At 67.3% G+C, this 18996-nt stretch carries 23 protein-coding genes; 7 read left to right on the forward strand and 16 right to left on the reverse strand.

The annotated features are described in order from the left end of the window. Positions 1–30: 30 nt before the first annotated feature. Complete coding sequence (locus L0D17_RS04570; RefSeq protein ID WP_243094090.1) at positions 31–1350, reverse strand: S41 family peptidase; 1320 nt, start codon at positions 1348–1350, stop codon at positions 31–33. Between the two features lie 77 nt (positions 1351–1427). Between L0D17_RS04570 and ftsE the strand changes: the two genes are divergently transcribed. Continuing rightward, positions 1428–2156 carry a cell division ATP-binding protein FtsE gene (gene ftsE, locus L0D17_RS04575; RefSeq protein ID WP_243094091.1) on the forward strand — a complete coding sequence of 243 codons (729 nt, stop codon included), beginning with the start codon at positions 1428–1430 and terminating at the stop codon, positions 2154–2156. Beyond that, on the forward strand, positions 2153–2713 hold the full coding sequence (hpf, locus tag L0D17_RS04580) for a ribosome hibernation-promoting factor, HPF/YfiA family (RefSeq protein ID WP_039456141.1): 561 nt from the start codon (positions 2153–2155) through the stop codon (positions 2711–2713). The genes ftsE and hpf overlap by 4 nt, the downstream gene beginning before the upstream one ends. On the opposite strand, the gene L0D17_RS04585 is transcribed toward hpf, so the two are convergent. The 3 genes from L0D17_RS04585 to L0D17_RS04595 all read right to left on the reverse strand — a co-directional run bounded on the left by L0D17_RS04585 (position 2710) and on the right by L0D17_RS04595 (position 5044). After that, the gene (locus L0D17_RS04585) at positions 2710–3969 is read right to left on the reverse strand and encodes a murein hydrolase activator EnvC family protein (protein WP_039456143.1); all 1260 of its coding nucleotides are present in this window, start codon (positions 3967–3969) and stop codon (positions 2710–2712) included. The two genes, hpf and L0D17_RS04585, sit on opposite strands and share 4 nt — an antisense overlap. Position 3970: 1 nt before the next feature. Beyond that, entirely contained in the window at positions 3971–4825 is an 855-nt protein-coding gene (locus L0D17_RS04590) for a cell division protein FtsX (protein ID WP_039456146.1), read from the reverse strand. A gap of 63 nt (positions 4826–4888) precedes the next feature. Then, complete coding sequence (locus L0D17_RS04595) at positions 4889–5044, reverse strand: thioredoxin domain-containing protein (protein ID WP_243094092.1); 156 nt, start codon at positions 5042–5044, stop codon at positions 4889–4891. A 244-nt stretch (positions 5045–5288) separates the two neighbouring features. On the opposite strand from L0D17_RS04595, the gene L0D17_RS04600 reads away from it, so the two are divergent. Then, positions 5289–5534: a hypothetical protein gene (locus tag L0D17_RS04600; RefSeq protein ID WP_039456151.1), complete on the forward strand. Its 246-nt coding sequence runs from the start codon at positions 5289–5291 to the stop codon at positions 5532–5534. On the opposite strand, the gene L0D17_RS04605 is transcribed toward L0D17_RS04600, so the two are convergent. Genes L0D17_RS04605 through L0D17_RS04635 form a run of 6 tightly spaced genes read right to left on the reverse strand, consistent with a single transcriptional unit; the run spans position 5531 to position 11424 of the window. After that, the gene (locus tag L0D17_RS04605) at positions 5531–6463 is read right to left on the reverse strand and encodes a vWA domain-containing protein (RefSeq protein ID WP_243094093.1); all 933 of its coding nucleotides are present in this window, start codon (positions 6461–6463) and stop codon (positions 5531–5533) included. The genes L0D17_RS04600 and L0D17_RS04605 overlap by 4 nt on opposite strands. Next, a complete protein-coding gene (locus L0D17_RS13530; protein ID WP_039456152.1) occupies positions 6460–7380 on the reverse strand; it encodes a vWA domain-containing protein in 921 nt (306 codons plus the stop codon). The genes L0D17_RS04605 and L0D17_RS13530 overlap by 4 nt, the downstream gene beginning before the upstream one ends. Further along, positions 7347–8216 (reverse strand): DUF58 domain-containing protein, encoded by an 870-nt coding sequence (locus tag L0D17_RS04620; RefSeq protein ID WP_243094094.1) that lies wholly within the window; start codon positions 8214–8216, stop codon positions 7347–7349. The genes L0D17_RS13530 and L0D17_RS04620 overlap by 34 nt, the downstream gene beginning before the upstream one ends. Then, positions 8176–9213 carry an AAA family ATPase gene (locus L0D17_RS04625; RefSeq protein WP_039456158.1) on the reverse strand — a complete coding sequence of 346 codons (1038 nt, stop codon included), beginning with the start codon at positions 9211–9213 and terminating at the stop codon, positions 8176–8178. Before L0D17_RS04625 ends, L0D17_RS04620 begins: the two co-directional genes overlap by 41 nt. Positions 9214–9271: 58 nt before the next feature. Then, entirely contained in the window at positions 9272–10366 is a 1095-nt protein-coding gene (locus tag L0D17_RS04630) for a zinc-dependent alcohol dehydrogenase (RefSeq protein ID WP_243094095.1), read from the reverse strand. Next, a complete protein-coding gene (locus L0D17_RS04635) occupies positions 10363–11424 on the reverse strand; it encodes a class II aldolase/adducin family protein (protein WP_243094096.1) in 1062 nt (353 codons plus the stop codon). The genes L0D17_RS04630 and L0D17_RS04635 overlap by 4 nt, the downstream gene beginning before the upstream one ends. Before the next feature lie 44 nt (positions 11425–11468). Here L0D17_RS04635 and L0D17_RS04640 point away from each other — a divergent pair, with 44 nt between their 5' ends. Beyond that, entirely contained in the window at positions 11469–12443 is a 975-nt protein-coding gene (locus L0D17_RS04640) for a P1 family peptidase (protein ID WP_243094097.1), read from the forward strand. On the opposite strand, the gene L0D17_RS04645 is transcribed toward L0D17_RS04640, so the two are convergent. Genes L0D17_RS04645 through L0D17_RS04670 form a run of 6 tightly spaced genes read right to left on the reverse strand, consistent with a single transcriptional unit; the run spans position 12440 to position 15970 of the window. Continuing rightward, positions 12440–13450: a S1C family serine protease gene (locus L0D17_RS04645; RefSeq protein ID WP_243094098.1), complete on the reverse strand. Its 1011-nt coding sequence runs from the start codon at positions 13448–13450 to the stop codon at positions 12440–12442. The two genes, L0D17_RS04640 and L0D17_RS04645, sit on opposite strands and share 4 nt — an antisense overlap. Before the next feature lie 49 nt (positions 13451–13499). Continuing rightward, on the reverse strand, positions 13500–14597 hold the full coding sequence (locus L0D17_RS04650; RefSeq protein WP_243094100.1) for a YwiC-like family protein: 1098 nt from the start codon (positions 14595–14597) through the stop codon (positions 13500–13502). Between the two features lie 43 nt (positions 14598–14640). Next, a complete protein-coding gene (locus tag L0D17_RS04655) occupies positions 14641–15018 on the reverse strand; it encodes a hypothetical protein (protein ID WP_039456169.1) in 378 nt (125 codons plus the stop codon). Then, positions 15015–15311, reverse strand: coding sequence for an AraC family ligand binding domain-containing protein (locus L0D17_RS04660; protein ID WP_243094101.1), 297 nt, complete (start codon positions 15309–15311; stop codon positions 15015–15017). The genes L0D17_RS04655 and L0D17_RS04660 overlap by 4 nt, the downstream gene beginning before the upstream one ends. After that, a complete protein-coding gene (locus tag L0D17_RS04665; RefSeq protein ID WP_243094103.1) occupies positions 15308–15508 on the reverse strand; it encodes a DUF542 domain-containing protein in 201 nt (66 codons plus the stop codon). The genes L0D17_RS04660 and L0D17_RS04665 overlap by 4 nt, the downstream gene beginning before the upstream one ends. A gap of 45 nt (positions 15509–15553) precedes the next feature. Then, positions 15554–15970, reverse strand: coding sequence for an RrF2 family transcriptional regulator (locus L0D17_RS04670; protein ID WP_243094104.1), 417 nt, complete (start codon positions 15968–15970; stop codon positions 15554–15556). Positions 15971–16152: 182 nt separating this feature from the next. Here L0D17_RS04670 and L0D17_RS04675 point away from each other — a divergent pair, with 182 nt between their 5' ends. Genes L0D17_RS04675 through L0D17_RS04685 form a run of 3 tightly spaced genes read left to right on the forward strand, consistent with a single transcriptional unit; the run spans position 16153 to position 18550 of the window. After that, positions 16153–16818, forward strand: a complete 666-nt coding sequence (locus tag L0D17_RS04675; RefSeq protein WP_243094106.1) for a c-type cytochrome — start codon at positions 16153–16155, stop codon at positions 16816–16818. Between the two features lie 24 nt (positions 16819–16842). Further along, complete coding sequence (locus L0D17_RS04680) at positions 16843–18261, forward strand: cbb3-type cytochrome c oxidase subunit I (RefSeq protein ID WP_243094108.1); 1419 nt, start codon at positions 16843–16845, stop codon at positions 18259–18261. Further along, positions 18254–18550, forward strand: a complete 297-nt coding sequence (locus L0D17_RS04685) for a hypothetical protein (protein ID WP_039456183.1) — start codon at positions 18254–18256, stop codon at positions 18548–18550. Before L0D17_RS04680 ends, L0D17_RS04685 begins: the two co-directional genes overlap by 8 nt. Positions 18551–18996: the final 446 nt, after the last annotated feature.

Below are 18996 nucleotides of genomic sequence, written 5' to 3' on the forward strand. Positions count from 1 at the left end.
GGAACCTCCCCGGCCCCCCTTGCGCCTTCCCTAGCGGTTTAGCTCCTCCAGGGCCCGCTTGAGGATGGCGTCGTTTTCCAGGTCCAAGACCGCCTGGCCCCGCTCCTCGGGAAGGGGCCGCTGCCGCTGGGGCTCGGCGTAGGTGAACTTCCCCTCGGCGTCCGCCTTCACCTTCACGGTCTTGCCGTTTAGGGTCAGGCTCACCTCCGCCCCCGGCGGGGCCCCTGCCCCCTGGAAGGAGAAGGGGGTGGGGAAGCGGGTGTCCTTGACCTCTATGTCGGGCTTCAGGCCCTCCTTGTTGATGGCCCGGCGCTTGGGCGTGAGCCACTCAAAGGTGACCAGGGTGAGCTCGCCGCCGTTGGCCAGGGTGTAGGGGGTCTGGCCCACGCCCTTGCCAAAGGTCTTCTCCCCGATGATCTTGGCCCGGCCGTAGTCCTGGAGGGCCCCGGCCACGATCTCGCTGGCCGAGGCGGAGTTGCCGTTCACCAGGACCACCATGGGGCCGTCCCAGAGGGGCCTTCCCGAGGCCTCGCACCAGACCCGGGTGAGGTTCTTGGTGCGGGTGTAGACGATGGGGCCTTCCTTCAAGAAGGCGCTGGCCACGGCGCAACCCTGGTCCAGGAGGCCCCCTCCGTTATCCCTAAGGTCAAAGATGAGCTTCTTTATGCCCTGGGCCTTAAGCTCGTCTATGGCCCGCTTCAGCTGGTCCTCCACCTTGAAGTTGGCGAAAGTTTCCAAGGCGATGTAGCCCACGTCCCCGATCCTGCCCGTGGAAACCGAGATGACCTCCACCTTTTCCCGGATGAGCTCAAAGACCAGGGGGGCGGGCACACCCTCCCGGCGCACCTTGATGGTGACCTTGGTGCCTTCCCGGCCCCGGATTCTGGCCACCACTTCCTGGAGGGGCAGGCCGGTCACATCCTCCCCGTCCACCTCGAGGATCACATCCCCCGCCCGCATCCCCGCCCGCTGGGCGGGAAGCCCCTTCATGACCCCTTCAATCTTGGCCCCGGTGCCGTCGGGGTTGGCGGGGCTTAGGGTGGCCCCGATGCCGAAGAACTCGCCCCTGAGGTCCTCCTGGCGGAGGCTTGCCCGCTGGGGCGGGGAGTAGCTGGTGAAGGGGTCCTTGAGGGCGGCCACCATGCCGCCGATGGCCCCCTCCAGGAGGGCGTTGAGCTTCTCCTTGGGCAGGGTTTCCAGGTAGTCCTGCTGGATCCTTTGGTAGACCTCCAGGAGGGCCTGGCCGCTGGGGTTTTGCAGGAGGCTTTCCGCCTGGGGCCTGGGAAGCTGGGCGTAGACCAGGGCAAGGAGCACCCCGATCCCGGCGATGAACCACGCGCGTCGTTTCATCTTCTCCCTCACCTAGCCTCCACTATAGCGCCCTTCCATGAGAAGCAACCGTGGCCCGCCTTGCGTATAGTGGGGGCATGATCGCCTTCCACGGGGTGGGCCTGGAGTACCCCCGCACGGGGACCAAGGCGCTTTACAACGTGAGCCTCGAGGTGAAGAAGGGGGAGTTCGTCTACGTGGTGGGGCACTCGGGGGCGGGGAAGTCCACGCTCCTTTCCCTCATCCTAAGGCGGCTTCTTCCCACCCAGGGGGCGGTCTACTTCGCCGGGCAGAACCTAAAAAACCTCCGGGGCGACCAGGTGGCCCTCCACCGCCGCCGCATCGGCATGGTCTTCCAGGACCACCGCCTCCTAAGGGACCTCACCGTGGAGGAGAACCTAGCCTTCGTGCTGGAGGTGCAAGGCGTGCCCCGGAAGGAGTGGCCGGAGCGCATGGCCACCGCCCTTCGCCGGGTGGGCCTCGCCCACAAAAGGCGGGCTTTCCCCGAGGAGCTTTCCGTGGGGGAGGCCCAGCGGGTGGCCATCGCCCGGGCCCTCCTCCTGGACCCTCCCGTGATCCTGGCGGACGAGCCCACGGGCAACCTGGACCTGGACAATGCCCTCCAGGTCCTGGAGATCCTCAAGGCCGCCCACAGCCGCGGGGCCACGGTGCTGGTGGCCACCCATAGCCGCGAGCTCCTGGAGGCCTACCCCGCCCGGGTGGTGGTCCTCAAGGCGGGGCAGGTGGTGCGGGACGAGCGTCCTGGGGAAGGTGGTAGCATAAGGGTAAGGGAAAGCCCTGACCGGGGCGGAAAGGAGGGTGCATGAACGTCTACAAGCTCATCGGCCGCAACCTGGAGATCACCGAGGCCATCCGGGACTACGTGGAGAAGAAGCTTGCCCGCTTGGACCGCTACCAAAACGGGGAGCTCATGGCCAAGGTGGTCCTCTCCCTGGCGGGGAGCCCCCACGTGGAGCGGAAGGCTAAGGCCGAGGTGCAGGTGGACCTCCCCGGGGGGCTGGTGCGGGTGGAGGAGGAGGACACCGACCTCTACGCCGCCATTGACCGGATGGTGGACCGCCTGGAAACCCAGCTCAAGCGCTTTAAGGAGCGGCGCTTCATCGGCAAGCGCCACTCCTACCAAGGCCCCCCGCCCCCCGAGGTGCGGGACCTGGAGGCCCTGCGCAAGCCCGAGGAGGAGGAAGGCCCTAAGATCGTGCGGGTGAAGCGCTTTGAGATGAAGCCCATGAGCCCGGAGGAGGCCGCCTTCCAGATGGAGGCCTTGGGGCACGACTTCTTCGTCTTCCGCAACGCCGACACCGAGGAGATCAACGTCATCTACCGCCGCAAGGACGGCAACTACGGGCTCATTGCGCCCGCCTAGTAGTAGGCGGCGGGGTCCACGAAGCGGGTCTCCTCCCCCACCCGCACCGCCACGCGGAACTCCAGCTCCTCGGGGCGGATGAGGAGCCCGCCGCCCGTGTACCCGAGAAGCTGGCCCCGGCTCACCTTCTCTCCCTCCTGCACCAGGGGTTCTTGCAGGTTGGTGTAGACGGTGGAGAGGGTTTCCGTGTGCACCAGCATCACCGTGTAGCCCAGGTTGGGCAGGTACAGGATGCCCGCCACGTACCCCTCGGCGGCGGCCTGCACCGGGCTTCCGGGGGCGGGGCCTTGGATCACCTGGAAAGGGCCCTCCTGGCCGTAGGGTACCAGGACCCGCCCCCCGGGCACGGGAAAGGCCAGGCGCCCCACCTGGGCGGGGAGGGGTGGGGGCGGCACCACCACCTGGGGGCGCAAGGCGGCCTGGCGGCGGGCGGCCTCCGCCCTTCGCGCCTCTTCCTGGCGCCTGCGCTCCTCCTCCTGCCGCCTGAGCTCCAAAAGGCGCTGCCTTTCCGCCAGGACCCGGGCCTGGAGGGCGGCGAGCTCCGCCTGGAGCTGCTGCCGTTCCTGGAGGGTGTCCCGCAGGAGGGCCCGCTTGCCCTCTTCCTCCCGTTGCAAAGCGGCCAAGGTGATCAAAAGCCCCTGCCTTTCCCGCTCCAGAGCCGCCTGGGTTTCCGCCAAGGAAGCCTCCTTCTGGGAAAGGTCGGCGAGGAGGAGGCGAAGCCGCTCCCGCTCTTCCCGTAGGGCCTTCAGGGTGCCCTGGAAGGCGCGCACCAAGGCGGTGTCCTGGGCGGAGAGGTAGCCCACCCAGCGCGCCCGCACCGCCAAATCGGTGAAGGACTGGGCCCTGAGGAGGGGCAGGTAGCGCCCGGCCCGTTCCCGGTAGAGGCTTTGCATGAGGGCTTGGAGCCGGGCCTTGAGGCTTTCCAGGTCCCGCTCCAGCTTGGCGATGCGCCCTTCGGTTTCCCGCACCGCCTCCTTGAGCTTTCCGATCTCTTGCCGGAGCTGGGCGCGCTCGCCTTCCAGGCGGGCGATCTCCTTTTCCAACCGGGCCTTTTCCCCCAAAAGGCCCTGCACCCGGGCGGAAAGGCGGGCGAGCTCCCGGTTTAAGGCCTGGATGCGCCGCGCGGTTTCCTGATCCAGGCTCCTGGCCCGGGCCGCCTGGGCCTCGAGGCGGCGCACCGCCTCCTCCTGGGCCTTGAGGTCCTGGGCCAAGCCCAGGAGGGAGAGGCTTAGGAGGAGAAGGAGCCAAAGCCGCACCCTAGACCTCCTTCAGGTAAGCCCGGCTGGCCATGAAGGCCCCCCCGGCCCCCAAGACCCCCGCCAGGGCCAGGACCAGAAGCCCCGTGCGCAGGAGGTCTTCCGGCCCCAGCACTGGCAAAAAGGGGAGAAGCCCCTGTACCGCCTGGGCCAAGGCCCGGTAGAGCAGCCCTCCCAAGGCCACGGCCAAGGCCCCCGCCCCCAGGGTGAGGAAAAGCCCCTCCACCACGAAGGGCCCCTGGATGAAGCGCCGGGTGGCCCCCACCAGGAGCATGATGGAAAGGGCCTCCTTGCGGCTTTCCATGGAAAGACGGATGGAGCCCATGACGCTAAAGAAGGTGTTGAGGAGGAGAAGCCCCACCAGGATCCCCATGGCCAGCCGGCTTCCCCCAAGCACCTGCACCAGGCGCTCCGTGAGCTCCCCACCGTACTCCACCCCTTCTATCCCGGGAAGGCCCCGCAGGCGCGCCGCCACCTGGCGCACCGCCTCGGGGTCCTTAAGCCTGAGGCGCAGGGTGTCGGGCAGGGGGTTTTCCACCAAGTCCTTGGCCTCCGCCAGGTAGGGATAGTCCAGGACCAGCTCTGCCAAGGCCTCCTCCTTGGTGACGAGCCGGGCCTCTGCCACCTCGGGCCAGGATTGGATCTCGCCCAAGACGGCTTCCACGTTGGCCCCTGGCCGCAGGAAGGCCGCCACCTCCAGCTCCTTTTCCAGGGTCTGGACCACCCGTTCCAGGTTCCAAAGGAGGAGGCCCAGGAAGTACAGGAGGGCGAAGGAAACCAAGGCGGTGAAAAAGGTGGCGAGGCTGGCCGTGGGGTGGCGCAGGATCTGCTTTAGGCCCTGGCGGATGGCGTACACGCCCTACATCTTACGCAGGGCTTGGGGCATGCGGATGAGACGAGCTTTAGCGCAGGCGCTGCCTCAGGTGGGCCAAGAGGGTGTCCGCGTCGTCACCCTTCGCCAGATCCGTTCCACCGGACCCTCGGGGTTGAGAAGGATGGTGTCCCGGCTGTGGAAGCCCAGGAGGCTTCGCACCCCGTAGGCCCGGGCCAGCCGGCTTTGGGGGTCGGGGATCATGCCCCAGGACCGCGTGGCTTCCCCTGAAGTCCACGGGGCGGCCATAGCTGTCCTGGGCTTCCGGGAGGGGCGCCAGGGCCCCGGGGCCAGGGCCTTTACCCGGAGGAAACCCAAGAAAAGGAGAAGGCCCAAGGTGCGCGTGCCCCTAGCGTGGGGGAGGCCTCGAGGAGGGAAGGTGGGCTAGGCTATAGGGAAAAGGAGCTTTCCCCTTTTCCTTTGGCTTTAAGGCTGCTAGGCTTGGGCTATGAAACCCTTCCTTTGGGGTTTGGCCCTGGGGGGGCTTCTGGGTGCGGGGGTGGCCTTTTTGGCCCGGCCCCAGGCGGTGCCGACGCAGCTTACCCTTCCCGCCCCGCCGCAAGAGGGGACTTGCGAGCCCCAGGTCTACCTCTTCCTGAACGGGCAGTTTTTCCGCATGCTTCCCGTGCCCGGTGGAGAGCCCCAGGAGCTTTTCCCGGTGGAGCCCGTGCCCAACCCCTTCGGCGGCTCCTAGGCGGGGGAGAGGTAGCGCCGTAAGCCCACCGCCAAAAGGGCGAGGAGCCCGCCCAGGAGGGCGAAAAGGCCCGTGGCCTCGGCCTTTTCCACTTCCAGGCGCACCCCTCGGGCGAGCCTTTGGTAGAGGGCGGAAAGCTCCCGTTCCGAGCGGATCAGGTGGTGCTCCCCGCCCGTCAACTCGGCGATGGCCCAAAGGAGCTCCTCGTCCACCTCGTAGGCCCCGGGGAAGAAGCCGAAGCCCATGACCGGGTCCTCGGGCCCCGGGGTCCAGCCGGGCACGCCCACGCCCACGGCGTGGACCCTCACCCCCATCTTGGCCGCCTCGCCCGCCGCCTCCAGGGGGTCTACGCCCGTGCGGTTCCGCCCGTCGGTGAGGAGGAGGATCTCTCCCTTTCCCCCTGCCTGGCGGATCTGGGCCAGGGCCTCCATGATCCCCTCCCCGATGGCGGTGGAGCGGCCAAACTCCAGGCTGTTTAAGCTTTCCAGGAGGCGCTTTCGGTCCGTGGTGGGGGGGTGGATGGTCTGGGCGTAGCCGCTAAAGGCCACAAGGCCGATGCGAAGCCCCTTGGGAGCTTCGTTGAGGAAGGTGCGGGCCGCTTCCTTGGCGGCCTCGAGGCGGTTCGGCTTCAGGTCCGTGGCCATCATGCTCCGGCTCACGTCCACCGCCAGGACCACCACGTTTTCGCTAGCCTGCCCCGGCAGGGGCAGGAGGGGGCGGCTTGCCGCCAGGGCCAGGAGGAAAAGCCCTAGGGCGAACAGGGCCGTGGGGAGCCAAGGCAAAGGCCCCCGGGCCTCCTTGGCCGCCTCCTGGAGTAGGGCCGCCAGGGGGTGGGGGAGGGCGGCCTTGGGCCGCGCCTTCCAAAGGCCCAAAAGGAGGAAGGCGAGGAGAAGGAGGAGGCTTAGGGCCTCGGGGGCCAAGAGGCTCACGGCCACCTCCCTTCCCGGGCCAGGCCCGCATAGGCTCCGAGGCTAAGGAGCAAGAACCCCCCTACCACCAGGGCCTGGGTGAGCTCCTTGGGGCTCGCTTTCCAAACGTAGTGGGGCTTAAGGGCCTGGTAGAGGGGGCGGAAGTCCTCCTGGAGTACCCCGCCCCCCGTGGCCTGGGCCAGGCGGAGGAGGGTGCCGGGGTCCGTGGGCACGAAGTAAAGCCCCTCCCCGATGCGGCTCACCGCCCCCCGGGGGTCGCCCAGGGGGCGGACAAAGACGGGAAGCCGGGCCTGGGCCAGCTCGGCCGCCGCCTCCAAGGGGTCTTTCCCGGCGTTGGCCGCCCCGTCGGAGAGGAGGAGGATGGCGGCGGGGGGCCTTGCCTCCGGGAGGTCCCGCTCAGGGCCCTCGGGTCGGAGGATGCGCCTTGCCTGTTGGAGCCCTTGGCCCAAGGGGCTCACGCCCCCCGGTTTCAGGCCAGCGAGGGCTTCCAAGAGCGCCTTGCGGTCGGTGGAGGGGGCCAGGACCAAAACCGCCTGGGGACCGAAGCTCACGAGCCCCACCTTCACCGAGGGGTCCAGGCCCTTCAGGAAGGCTCGCACCAAGGCCTTGGCCTTCTCCAGGCGGCTTGGGGCCTCGTCGTCCGCGGCCATGGAGTGGCTGGTGTCCAGCACCACCACGGCCTGGGTGAGGTTTTCCCGCCAGGGCACGGGGGCCTCGGGCCGGCCCGCCGCCAGGAGGAGCAGAAGGGGGGCGAGGAGGTAGGGGAGGGGAAGGGACTTGGGCCTTGGGGCGAAGGCGGGGTCCAGGGCCTGGAGGAGCCGCCTCCTTCCCGCCTCCCCTAAGAGGTAGGCCACGAGGGCGGCCACCCCCAGGAGGAAGGCCCCTAGGAGGAGGGCTTCCGGGCTCTTGAAGGCCATTTTCGCCTCCTTTCCACAAAGCCCAGGAGGAGGGGAAGAAGGTCCATCTCCGTGGAGGCCAGGAGGAGCTCCGCCCCCGCCTTCCCGATCTCCCGCATGCGGGCAAGCCGGTGGGCCTCGGCCCGTCTCCGGTAGGCCTCCCGCACCCGCGGGTCCAGGGCGTTCACCTCCACGCTCAGGCCCGTTTCCGGGTCGCGGAAGGCCAGGACCCCGGCCTCGGGCAGGGCCCGCTCCCAAGGGTCCTCCACCAGGACCGCCACCAGGTCGTGCCGGGCGGCGAGGCGGGCCAGGGCCTCGGCGAAGGGGTCTAGGAAGTCGCTGAAGACGAAGACCAGGCTCCTCCGCCGCGCCACCCTTCCCAGGAGGTCCAGCCCCTCGGCCAGGGGCCTGGGAGGCCCAGGCTTCTCTGCCTCGCGGGCCAGGAGGAGGGCCTGGGCCTTCCCGCCCCTGGGGGGCACGAGGCCAGAGGGGAGGACCGCCCCCACCCGGTTCCCGTGCCTTAGGGCGATGTAGGCCACGCTCAGGGCGAGCTCCAGGGCCAGGGTGTACTTCTCCCGCCTCCTGGAGCCAAAGCGCATGGAGGGGCTTCCGTCCAGGAGAAGCCAGAGGGTGAGCTCCCGCTCCTCCCGAAAGCGGCGCACGTGGAGCTCCCCGGTGCGGGCGGTGGCGGGCCAGTCTATGCGCTCCGCCTCGTCCCCCGGGCTATAGGGGGAGATTTCCGCCAGCTCCAGGCTCCTGCCGTAGAACACCCCCCGGTAGTCCCCGAAGAGGAGCCCGTCCAGGGGACGCACCACCTTAAGCTCCAGGCGGGCCAAGAGGGCTTCGGGCGTCTCCATAAGGGTCGTGGAGGGGCACGAAGGGGGCGGGGAAGCGGGCTAGGATGGCGCTTAGCACCGCCTCCGCCGTGATGCCTTCCGCCAGGGCCTGGTAGGAGAGGACCAGGCGGTGGCGGAGGGCGTCCAGGTAAAGGTCCCGCACGTCCTCGGGCAGGGCGTGGGCCCGGCCCCGCACCAGGGCCAGGGCCTTGGCCCCCTGCACCAGGGCCAAGGAGGCCCGGGGGCTGGCCCCGAAGGCCACGTAGGGCTTGAGCTCGTTGAGGCCCGCCCCCTCCAGGTCCCGGGTGGCCTGGACCAGGGCCACGGCGTGCTCCGCCACCTTGGGGTGGACGTAGACCCGGTCCGCCAGGCGGGAAAGGGCTAAAAGCTCCTCCAGGGAGAGGACCTCCTCCACCCGGATCTCCTCCCCCGTGGTCATGCGGCGCACGATCTCCAGCTCCTCGTGGAAGGCGGGGTAGTCCACCACCACCTTGAGGAGGAAGCGGTCCAGCTGGGCCTCGGGCAGGGGGTAGGTGCCCTCGCTTTCAATGGGGTTCTGGGTGGCGAGGACCAGGAAGGGCTTGGGCAGGGGGTAGGTTTCCTTGCCCAGGGTCACCTGGCGTTCCTGCATGGCCTCGAGGAGGGCCGACTGCACCTTGGCCGGGGCCCGGTTGATCTCGTCCGCCAGGAGGAGGTGGGCGAAGATGGGCCCAAGCTCGGTGCGGAACTCCCCTTCCTTGGGGTTGTACACCCGGGTGCCGAGGAGGTCCGCGGGCACCAGGTCGGGGGTGAACTGGATGCGCCGGAAGCTTCCCCCCACCGCCTCCGCCAGGGTCTTCACCGCCAGGGTCTTGGCAAGGCCGGGCACCCCCTCAATGAGGAGGTGGCCCCGGGCCAACAGGGCCACCAGCATCCTCTCCAGGAGGTGGTCCTGGCCCACGATGACCCGCTTGACCTCCTTAAGAAGCCGCCTGAGCTTCTCGCCGGCCTCCAAAAAGGGCTCCTCTTCCCAGGCCATGCCGCCCCCTTCCGCTTTGCCGGCAAGTATAGCCCGAGCCCCTTTTGGCCATCCCCGCCTAGGGCACATTTGGCCGGAAGAGGGCCTTGCCCCGGGCGGAAAGGGCCTCCTTCCAGCGCGCCAAGGGGAAGACGCCCCCCACCAGGCTTTCCAGGCCCGCCAGTTCCGGCAAAAGCGCCACCGCCTGGGCGAACTCCTCCCGGGTGTAGGTGTAGCTTCCGAGAAGCCCCACCTCCTTGAACCAAAAGGGGGAAAGGTCCACCCACGCTAGCCCCGGGGCGCCCAGCAGAAGGACCCTTCCCCCCTCCTCCGCCAGGGCGAGGGCCTCCCGGAAGCCCTGCCCGCTTCCCGAGGCTTCTATCACCCCTTGGTACCCGCCCCGGTGTCCCTCAAAGAGGAGGTAGCGGTAGCCCTTGGCCCGCGCGGCCAGGGCCTCCTTGGCGCTCCCATAGACCGCGTCCGCCCCGAAGGCCCGGGCCCGCTCCGCCTGGTGGGGGTACTTGGCCACGGCGAGGAGCCTTCCCCCGTAGCCCAAGACCCGAAGGAGCCTCACCGCCAAAAGGCCCAGGGTCCCCATGCCGAGGACCAGAAGCTCCTCAGGCCAGGGCCTGAGCTTCTTGAGGCCCCTAAGGACCACGGCCAAGGGCTCGGCCAGCACCGCCCGCTCCTCGGGGACCCCGTCGGGGATGGGGTAAAGCCGCTCGGGCCGGGCCAGGACCCACTCCCCCCAGCCTCCCGGGAGGTCCCGGTGGTAGCCCAGCATCCCCGGGGCCAGGGCCCCTTCCGCCACGTTCTGGCAAAGCCCTTCTTCCCCTTTTTGGCACTGGGGGCAGGGGGGAAGCCCCCGGTCGGCGCAGGCCAAAAGGGGGTTCACCGCCACCAGGCTCCCTTCCACCTCCCCCAGGATCTCGTGGCCGAGGACAGCGGGGAAGGAAAAGAAAGGGCTTATGGAGGGGGGGCTTTTGCCGTAGAGGAGGGCGAGGTCCGAGCCGCAGACCCCGCTTAGCCGGACCCGCACCCGCGCGAAGCCTTCCCGCTCGGGCAGGGGCACCTCGGCGAGGGTGAGGGGAAGGAGCCCCTTGGGAAACCGCTTCCCCAGGGCCCGGGCCGCCAGGAAGCGGGGAAGGGAGGGGGTGTAGAGAAGGGCCTTCATGACATGGGCACGGTGCGGATGAGCTTGCCCTCAATGCGCTCCAGGATCTCGTCCAGGCTCCGCCCTGTGATGGTGAGGCCGTGGTTCTTGAGCCCCACCACCGCCCGGGCGGGGTCGGGGGCCTGGCGCACCTTCTCCGCCACCGCCTGGGCGAGTTCGTACGTGCCGCAGGGGTAGTTGAAGGGGGTGGCGGGCACCCCCTCCATCCAGGCGTGGACGTGGAGGATGGCCCCCACCTGGGGGTGCTCCCGGTAGATCATCCAGTGCTCAATGGCGTCCACGCTCACCCGCCTGGGCTCCACGTGGGGGGGAACGGAGAGGAGGATGGCGTTACGCTTGGGGTCGTAGTCCTTCACCATGAGGATGTCCCGGCCGATCTCCTTCAGGTTCGCCTTGTCCACCCCGCTTGCCGACATCCAGAAGCGCCTTTCGTCCTTGCGCACCGAGAGGTTGCCGTAGGAAAGCCCCCCGATGCCGTAAAGCCGCTTCACGTGGCGGAGGTCCTCGGGGGGCAGGATCTCCTCAATGGGGAAGGGGGCAGGGAGGAGGTCCCACTCCTTGAGCTTCTTTCCCGCCCGGTACATGCTTTCCGTGAGCGCATCCCCCTGCCAAAGCTCCGGTTCCAGGTCCGGCTCAAAGATGTTGTTGATCACGAGGCGGCTACAGGCGATGGGCCGGAGGCGCTCTGCTACCCGTTCAAGGAAGCCTGCCCCTTCAGGTTCCCGGTAGTGGCCGAGCTCCAGGGTGAGGAACTCCACCCCCTTTCCCGGCACGTAAGCTAAGAGGACGTTGGAAAGGGCCCGCACCAGGTAGGGGTAGAGCTCCTTCAGGGGGTCTTCGGGGTAGTCGGGGAGTTCCAGGACCGAGGCCACGAAGGTGGCCTGGGCCTTGCGGCGGTAGGGCTTGGGGTTTTCCGGGGTGATGGCGTTTAAGACCAGGTTGGGGGCCTCCGCCTCCGGGTTGTGGCGGAAACCCTGGGCCTCCAAGGCTTGGCCAACCCCGTGCAAAAAGGCCTGCAACCTGGGTGTGGGCTCGCCGTGGATGAGGTACTCCCACATACCGCCTCCTTGTCTTGCCCCTAAGCCTACCCCATACTGGGCCCATGGCGGAAGCCTTGTGGGGTGAGGCAGCGCTCTTCCCGGGGCTTAGGGTGGGGCACTTCACCGACCGGGAGGCCCGCACCGGGTGCACCGTGGTCCTGGTGGAGGAGGGGGCGGTGGCGGCGGCGGACGTGCGGGGGGCGGCCCCCGGCACCCGGGAGACCGACCTCCTCCTCCCCGAGAACACCGTGGAGCGGGTGCAGGCGGTCCTCCTCACCGGGGGAAGCGCCTTTGGCCTGGGGGCGGCGGATGGGGTCATGGACTACCTGCGGGAAAGGGGAAAGGGCTTCCCCACCCCGGCGGGGGTGGTGCCCATCGTGCCCGCCGCCGTACTCTACGACCTGGGGCGGGGGGAGGTCTTCAGGCCCCCGGGGAGGGAGGCGGGGTATAGAGCAGCCCTCGCCGCCTCAGGGGCGGTGGCGGAAGGGAGCGTGGGGGCGGGCACGGGGGCGGTGGCGGGCGGGGTCAAAGGGGGCTTTGGCCTTGCCGGTTACCGCCTGGAAGAGGGCTATCGGGTGGCGGCCTTGGCGGCGGTGAACAGCCTGGGCCGCCCCTTTGACCCGGCCACGGGAAAGCTTTACGCCGAGCCCTTCCTGGCCGAGGCGGAACGGGCGCTCCTTCCGGACCTTTCCCGCTACCGGGGTTTTCCCGAGGACTACCGCTTTCCCCTGCTTCTTGGCCAAAACACCACCCTAGGGGTGGTGGCCACGGACGCTCCCCTCACCAAGGCGGAGGCCAAGCGGCTTGCCATCATGGCCCAGGATGGGCTTGCCCGGGCCCTCCGCCCCGCCCACACCCCTTTGGACGGGGACCTGGTCTTCGCCCTGGCCTTGGGGGAGGGCAGGGGGGTGGGCCCCATGGCCCTTTTCCGCCTGGGGGCCTACGCCGCCGACGCTTTGGCCCGGGCCATCGCCCGGGCGGTGCTCCTGGCGGAGGGGATGCCGGGCGTGCCCCCTTACCGGGAGGTTGTGGACTAGCGCCCTGGGAAGGGGGCGAGGACCGCTTCCACTTGGAAGACCTCGCTCCCCCGACGCACGGTGAGGCGCACCCTTTCCCCCACCTCCCGCTTGCGCACCTCCCGCAGGAGGTCCTCAAAGGAGTTCACCGGGGTGCCGTCCACCTCGAGGATCACGTCGGGCACCCCGCCGGACTCCAGCCCCTTAAGCCCTGCCCGGTGGGCGGCCCCGCCCGGGACCACCTCCCCCACCAGCACCCCGCCCGGGGGAAGCCCGAGCTGCTGGGCGAGCTCGGGGGTCAAGGCCCTGGGGCCCCGGAGGCCCAGGTAGGGCCAGTAGCTCTTTCCACCCGCCTCCAGGGTGGCCAGGGCCTCCCTCCGGCCGAAGAGGGGGGTGAAGAAGCTCCGGAAGCCCTCCTCCGTCTGGCCGATGGCCACCGCCACCCCCAGGACCTTCCCATTTGCGTCCAGGACCGGCCCCCCCGAGTCCCCGGGGGCGAGGGGGAGGGAGGTTTCCACGAGGCTCGAGGGGAGGAAGGGGGAAGGGCTCACCTCGAGGCGGGTCACCCGCCCGTACCGGGGGGCGATGAACTGACCCCGGCCGTTGCCGATGTGGACCACGGCCTCCCCCACCCGGGGCCGCCTTTCCGTTTCCAGGGGAAGGGTTTTGGCAGGGGTTTCCTCCGTGGCCAGCACCGCCAGGTCCAAGGGCTCGGCGAAGCCCAAAAGCCGCGCCGCCGCCCGCCTTCCGCTGGCCAGGACCAAGGTGTAGGGCCCCCCTTCCGCCACCACGTGGTAGGCGGTGAGGACGAGGCCCGGGGCGTAGAAGAAGCCTGTGCCCCGGCTTCCCTCGGGGCCTTCTATGCGCAGGGCGGCGGGGTGGGCCTCCCGGTAGACGGCCTGGAGGGCCTCGGCGGGCGCCTGGATGGGCTCGGCCCAGGCCCTAGGCGGCTTAAGGAGGCCAAGGGAAAGGTTGAGGAGGGCGAGGAGGAGGGGCAGTAAAAGGAGCAAGCCCCAGGCTTTCCGCATGGGCTCATTTTCCCTTATCCCTGGGGCGAAAAAGGTGCTTGGGCCCACCCTAGTGCCAAAGGAGGAGGAGCCCCAAAAGGAGGAACCCCACCCCCGGCCACGGATAGGGCCGGCGGACCAGGGCGTGGGCCAGGACCACCCCGAGGAGGGCGAGGAGGGGGTGCGGGGAAAGCTGGGCCCCAAGGGCCAGGTGAAGGAGGCCCAAGAGGGCGTTCAGGTCGTAAAGGCCCAGGGCGAAGCGGGCCGCCCTGGCCACCTCCTTGCGGAAGAGGAGCCAAAGGCCAAGGCCGAAGGCGAGCCCCACCAGGCTCCACCCCAAAAGGCGGTGGAGGCTTGACGCTCCAAGAAGGGCGGTGGGAAGCCCCATCCACGTGTATCCAAGGGCGGCGAGGAGGACCAGGAGGAGGCCAAAGCCCATCTGCGTCCAGCCGATGACCCGGGCGGGCATGGGGGAGAGAAGGAGGGAAACCCCTCCGTAGACGGCGAGGGCGAAAAGACCCAGGAAGACGGCCATGGGGAGGAGGCCCACCTTGCCCAGGGAAAAGGCCAGGCCCGCAACGAGGAAGAGGGCGAGGAAGGCGGGGTAGCGCTTGGGAACGAGGCCTCGAGCCCGGAGCACCTGGGTGCGGGCGTAGTAAAGGGCGGCCACGTCCCGTAGGGCCAGGGCCAGGAAGCTTCCCCAGGCCACCTGGGCCCCAAGGCCCCCCGCCAGCGCCCCCGCCGGGGCCAAGGCGGCCATAAAGAGGGCGGCGGCCACCTCGGGGAAAAGGTCCCGCGACCTCCCCCGGGCGTCGGCCCAGGCCACGAAGGCCCCCAGGGGCAAGGCGAGGAGGAGGGGTAGGAGGAAGGGGCCTTGGGCGGTGAGGGCGGTGAGGAGGAGGCCCAAAAGGGTCAGGAGGAGGTAGGCGCCCCCCACCTTTACGGCCAGGTCCGTGCGGGGGTAGCGCTTGCCCCTCCGCAGGTCCTGGTAGGCGAGCTTTAAGGGGTGCCGCGCCAGAAAGCCGAAAAGGCCCAGGAGGAAAAGCCCCAGGGTGTGGGGCCCAGGGGAGAGGAGGAGGCCCAGGAGCACCGGCTCCAACGTGAAGCCCCAGCCCCCGTGCTCCGTGGGCAGGGCCACCTGCTTTAGGGGAACGCTCATGCTACGCATCCTCGCCTCCAGGGTAGGGGAAGGGGGGCGGGGCAAAGGTCCCTTACCCCCATAGCACCTCCAGCATCAACAGGGCGAAAAGAAGCCCGGCCAAGGCGGAAACCCCGGCGAAGAAGCCCCAGATCCCAGCACCCCAGGCGAACCCCCAGGAGAGGGCCATGCCCCCAAGCCCAAGGTTGGCAAGGCCCACCTGGAGGAGGGCGAGCCCAGGCCGCCGGAAGACCACCCCCCGGAACCGGGGCAGGGCATGGTAGGCCACGCCGTAGATCATGAGCCCCACAAAGCCCAAAAGCTGCATGTGGGCGTGAGCGGGCCGCCAGGTGTAGGGCAGGAAGCCGAGCCCCAAGAAGAGCCCTACCCAGGTGGCGGCCACAAACCAAAGAAGGGCACTCGTGAGGGCCAGGCGGCTAGCTAGGATCATGGCCTGGGGGTGACGATGCCGAGCACCAAAAACTGCCCCTGGCCAGCCCGCGCTCCATGGGGCTCGCCCGGGGCTGCGGCAAGAAGGACCCCGGGGGTGGCGTGCACCTCCTTTTCTCCAGCCCACAGGATGCCCTCGCCCTCCAGACAGAGGAGGTGGACCCGGGGCTCCCCCACCCCCTTCACTTCCTGACCCGACGTCAGGCTGAAGAGGACGAGCCGCACTTCAGGATGGTCAGCCAGGAGTTCCACACCCCGCACCGCTCCATAACGCGCCTTATCCAAGAGGTTCACCGCTGGCCCTCCTCCACGAAATCGGCCAGGGCTTGCAGGACCTCTTTAGGGTCCCGCCCGGCTTGCTTGGCCGCTTCCTCCAAGGGCTCAGCCCCGCCGCAGCAAGTGTCCAAACCGAGCCCGCTCAAAAGCCGTACCGCTTCCGGGTAACGTTGCAAGATCTCGTTGACTGGGGTGGTTAGTGTGATCCCTTCCATGCCCTTAGCCTGGAGGGCTGAGGGTAGGTGGGGCCATGACCTGGGTCAAACCTTTTCCGGAAGGAGGTCTTTGAGGGTGAGGCCCCCTAGGGCTTTCCGGATTTCCAGGTTCATGCGCACCAGGTTGGGTTTGAGGTAGCAGACCCCCCGCCGTTCCTCGGTGGGGCAGCGTTTTAGGGTGGCGCAGAGGTCCAGGGCCACGGGGCCGGAGAGGGTCTCCATGACCTTGAGGAGGCTGATCTCTTCAGGAGCACCTTTGAGCCACACTCCTCCTGCGCGTCCCATCCGGCTTTCCACCAGCCCCGCCTTGGCCAGCTTGGAAAGCACCTTGGCCATAAAGGCAGGGGGGGCTTTGAGTTTTTGGGCGATCTCCACCGCGGAGAGGCCTGGTTCCTCCGCCAAAAGGAGGAGGGCGTGCAGGGCATAGGACTCTTCCCGCCGAAGAAGGCTACGCACGGGCATGCCCGTATGGTACGCCGCACTAGCTTAACCCTGGTGAGAGGGCGTTCCCTTAAGGGGTCCAAAGTAAGTGTGGGTCCTAGAATGTGGCGCTTTTCTGGGACTTTTGCCCTTGACCTAAGTCATGGAAAGCCGGCCTCTCAAGTCCGAGTTTAGAGGTCGGAGGTGAAAGGAGGGTTTAGGATATGGAGATCGGTTGGATAGAGACCACCATCGGGGCCCTCTTCGCTACGGCGATCCTCACCCTTTGGCTGTCCCGGGGTTCGGGATGGCTGGAGCCCCGTTTCTGGCGGAATGCGGCCTGGGTTAGCTCCTTAATCATGACGGGGATCCTCGTTTACCTGACGATTGATTCCCTAAACCAGATCCGGGAAGGCTCAGCTAGAGTCCCCGCTTACACGGTGATAAACAAGGCAATCGGGCTTAAGCGGGACTACGAAAAGCACCGGGACATCCCAGTGATCGGTGACGAGGTGGGGTTTTTTGGAAGGACGTGGAGCGAGGAGGAGGCCTACGCCCTGGTGAACAAGGGCAAGCTGACCCTGCAGAGCCGCAACTGCATGGACTGCCATACCCTTCTCGGTAATGGGGCCTACTTCGCTCCGGACCTGACCCGAGCTTGGCTTGATCCCAAATGGGAGAACATGGTGATGTCCATGACCGGTAAGGCTACCAAGGAGGAGGCCATGGCCGAGTGGCTGCAGCATCCGGACCGCTACCCCACCTTTGCTCGGCGGATGCCTAACCTCCATCTCAGTGAAGAGGAGGCGCGCGCTTTGGTGGCCTTCCTGAAGTGGATGTCGGCGATAGACACCAATGGTTTCCCTGACCGTTTCGCAGGGGTGCAGTAAGGGAGGAGAAGTATGACAGAGGTTATGCCCAAGGGTAAGCTTTACGAGTCGCAAAAGCTGGCCCTCTTGTACTTCTGGGTAGCCCTGGCCCTTTTCGGAGCCCAGATCCTTTTTGGCCTTTTGGCTGCGTGGCAGTATTTAGACCCCGGTTTCCTCTACGGGAAGCTCAACTTCATGACCAACCGGATGCTCCACATCAACGCCATGATTGTCTGGCTCCTTCTAGGCTTCATGGGTGGGGTCTATTGGTTCTTGCCCCTGGAGCTGGGCCGGGAAGTGGTAGGCATCCGGCTGGCACGCTTTGCCTTCTTTACCCTCGTGGCCGCGGTGGGCGTGGTGGTCCTGGTCTACCTCCTGGTGCAGTACGGGCCGGGCAATGCCTTTACCCTGTGGTTCATCACCGAGGGGCGGGAATACATAGAAGCCCCGCGCTGGGCCGATCTTGGCATCGTGGCGGTGATGGCCATCTTCCTCTACAACGTGGTAGCCACGGCGCTGAAAGCGAAGCGGATCACGGGTGTAGTGGCGGTCCTGATGTTTGACCTAGTGGCCTTGGCGGGGCTTTACACAGCCGGCATGCACTATACCCCAAACATTTCCATGGACCAGTACTTCTGGTGGTGGGTGGTGCACCTTTGGGTGGAGGCTACCTGGGAGGTTTTGGTGGGCTCCATCATGGCCATGGCCCTGATGCATCTCTTGGGGACGCCCCGGCGCATTGTGGAAACCTGGCTCTATCTGGAGGTGGCCCTTGTCTTCGGCACCGGTATCCTCGGCCTCGGCCACCACTACTTCTGGATCGGCACGCCCGAGTACTGGCTGGGCCTAGGGGGCTTCTTCAGCGCCCTCGAGCCCATACCTTTGGTGGCTATGGTGGTCCACGCTGTTTACGATGCCGGGATGCACCGCATGCAAACGGTAAACCAGCCCGCCCTCTTCTGGGCGATCGCTCAAGCCTTTGGAAACTTTATCGGGGCTGGGGTCTGGGGTTTCATGCAGACACTCCCCCAGATCAATCTCTACTCCCATGGCACCCAGCTGGCCCCGGCCCACGGCCACCTGGCCTTCTTCGGGGCCTATGTGACAGCCATCTTGACCGTGATCTACATGGCTCTCCACCAGGTGCGCCGAGCCGACTGGCCTCGTTTTGACTCCAAGCTTTGGAAGTGGGCTTTTGTGCTAATGGTGGTGAGCATCTTTGGCATGTCCGCAGCCATGACCGTGGCGGGTTTCACCCAGACCATGGTGGAACGGGCTATTGGCGGAAGCACTTGGCAAGCCTACATTGAAGCCCAGACCCATCCCTGGTTCCAAAACGGCATGATTTGGCGCTTTGTCTTCGGGGTTTTCTTCTTGGTGAGCTACCTGGTCCTCCTTTGGGACCTCGCCACCATTGGAAAGGGACGGGCTGCTCAGGCCAAGGGGGTGGGGGCCCATGACTAGCGAGGCGGTGCGGAACCTCATGCTTTCCGGGATGCTCATGGTGTCGGCTGCGGGGTTCTACGCCATGTTCTACGCCCTGGGGCGGATGCTGGGAAGGCCTTCGCTGGTGGCCTTTTCCTACATTTTTGCTGTGTTGCAAGCCATGGGCGCTTTGGGCATGATTGTCCCGCCCCATCTGGATCCCTTCTGGAAGTATCTAATCGCCTTCAGCTCCTTGGTCTACCTGTTCGTGCCCCAAGGGATGTGGTGGGTGGTAACCACCTTCCACGAACGGGAGTACACCCATTAAGCTTCGGCACAAGGGCTCCCCGGATTAATCCGGGGAGCCCTTGTCGTGCCAAGGGTTTGTTTAAGGCCCTGTGTACGAGAGGCGTGCCGCTGCTGTAGCACCTTTTCGGTGGTTCCCTAAAGGGAAAGCAGCTCTAGCACCTCCCGCACCTGGACAAAAAGTTCAGCCTGACCATTGGGTTTTGACTTGGGTTACACCAAGGGATTGCCCTGTCTCAGGGCTGTGGCTTGGGACATCTGTCACAAGGACACCTGTCCTAGGGGGTAGGTGCTAAAACGTGGATGGAGAGGTCCGAGTTAGGACCTGCCGGAGGTGAGCGATGAAAGGCGCAAGGTTCCTACTGATGGCGGCGGTGGCCCTGGGGGTGGGTCGTGTAAGGATTTATGTGTAAGGGTCCGTGTTTAATAGGGGGGCACACCTTAGCACGAGGAGGTGCCCCGTGGACC

The organism is Thermus thalpophilus (assembly GCF_022760915.1).
Lineage (GTDB): Bacteria > Deinococcota > Deinococci > Deinococcales > Thermaceae > Thermus > Thermus thalpophilus.

What these genes read in the sequence shown, in the direction of transcription:
- L0D17_RS04570 (WP_243094090.1), bottom strand. Translation starts at nt 1,350, where the DNA reads ATGAAACGACGCGCGTGGTTCATCGCCGGGATCGGGGTGCTCCTTGCC.
- ftsE (WP_243094091.1), top strand. Translation starts at nt 1,428, where the DNA reads ATGATCGCCTTCCACGGGGTGGGCCTGGAGTACCCCCGCACGGGGACC.
- hpf (WP_039456141.1), top strand. Translation starts at nt 2,153, where the DNA reads ATGAACGTCTACAAGCTCATCGGCCGCAACCTGGAGATCACCGAGGCC.
- L0D17_RS04595 (WP_243094092.1), bottom strand. Translation starts at nt 5,044, where the DNA reads ATGATCCCCGACCCCCAAAGCCGGCTGGCCCGGGCCTACGGGGTGCGA.
- L0D17_RS04600 (WP_039456151.1), top strand. Translation starts at nt 5,289, where the DNA reads ATGAAACCCTTCCTTTGGGGTTTGGCCCTGGGGGGGCTTCTGGGTGCG.
- L0D17_RS13530 (WP_039456152.1), bottom strand. Translation starts at nt 7,380, where the DNA reads ATGGCCTTCAAGAGCCCGGAAGCCCTCCTCCTAGGGGCCTTCCTCCTG.
- L0D17_RS04620 (WP_243094094.1), bottom strand. Translation starts at nt 8,216, where the DNA reads ATGGAGACGCCCGAAGCCCTCTTGGCCCGCCTGGAGCTTAAGGTGGTG.
- L0D17_RS04625 (WP_039456158.1), bottom strand. Translation starts at nt 9,213, where the DNA reads ATGGCCTGGGAAGAGGAGCCCTTTTTGGAGGCCGGCGAGAAGCTCAGG.
- L0D17_RS04630 (WP_243094095.1), bottom strand. Translation starts at nt 10,366, where the DNA reads ATGAAGGCCCTTCTCTACACCCCCTCCCTTCCCCGCTTCCTGGCGGCC.
- L0D17_RS04635 (WP_243094096.1), bottom strand. Translation starts at nt 11,424, where the DNA reads ATGTGGGAGTACCTCATCCACGGCGAGCCCACACCCAGGTTGCAGGCC.
- L0D17_RS04640 (WP_243094097.1), top strand. Translation starts at nt 11,469, where the DNA reads ATGGCGGAAGCCTTGTGGGGTGAGGCAGCGCTCTTCCCGGGGCTTAGG.
- L0D17_RS04645 (WP_243094098.1), bottom strand. Translation starts at nt 13,450, where the DNA reads ATGCGGAAAGCCTGGGGCTTGCTCCTTTTACTGCCCCTCCTCCTCGCC.
- L0D17_RS04650 (WP_243094100.1), bottom strand. Translation starts at nt 14,597, where the DNA reads ATGCGTAGCATGAGCGTTCCCCTAAAGCAGGTGGCCCTGCCCACGGAG.
- L0D17_RS04655 (WP_039456169.1), bottom strand. Translation starts at nt 15,018, where the DNA reads ATGATCCTAGCTAGCCGCCTGGCCCTCACGAGTGCCCTTCTTTGGTTT.
- L0D17_RS04665 (WP_243094103.1), bottom strand. Translation starts at nt 15,508, where the DNA reads ATGGAAGGGATCACACTAACCACCCCAGTCAACGAGATCTTGCAACGT.
- L0D17_RS04670 (WP_243094104.1), bottom strand. Translation starts at nt 15,970, where the DNA reads ATGCCCGTGCGTAGCCTTCTTCGGCGGGAAGAGTCCTATGCCCTGCAC.
- L0D17_RS04675 (WP_243094106.1), top strand. Translation starts at nt 16,153, where the DNA reads ATGGAGATCGGTTGGATAGAGACCACCATCGGGGCCCTCTTCGCTACG.
- L0D17_RS04680 (WP_243094108.1), top strand. Translation starts at nt 16,843, where the DNA reads ATGCCCAAGGGTAAGCTTTACGAGTCGCAAAAGCTGGCCCTCTTGTAC.
- L0D17_RS04685 (WP_039456183.1), top strand. Translation starts at nt 18,254, where the DNA reads ATGACTAGCGAGGCGGTGCGGAACCTCATGCTTTCCGGGATGCTCATG.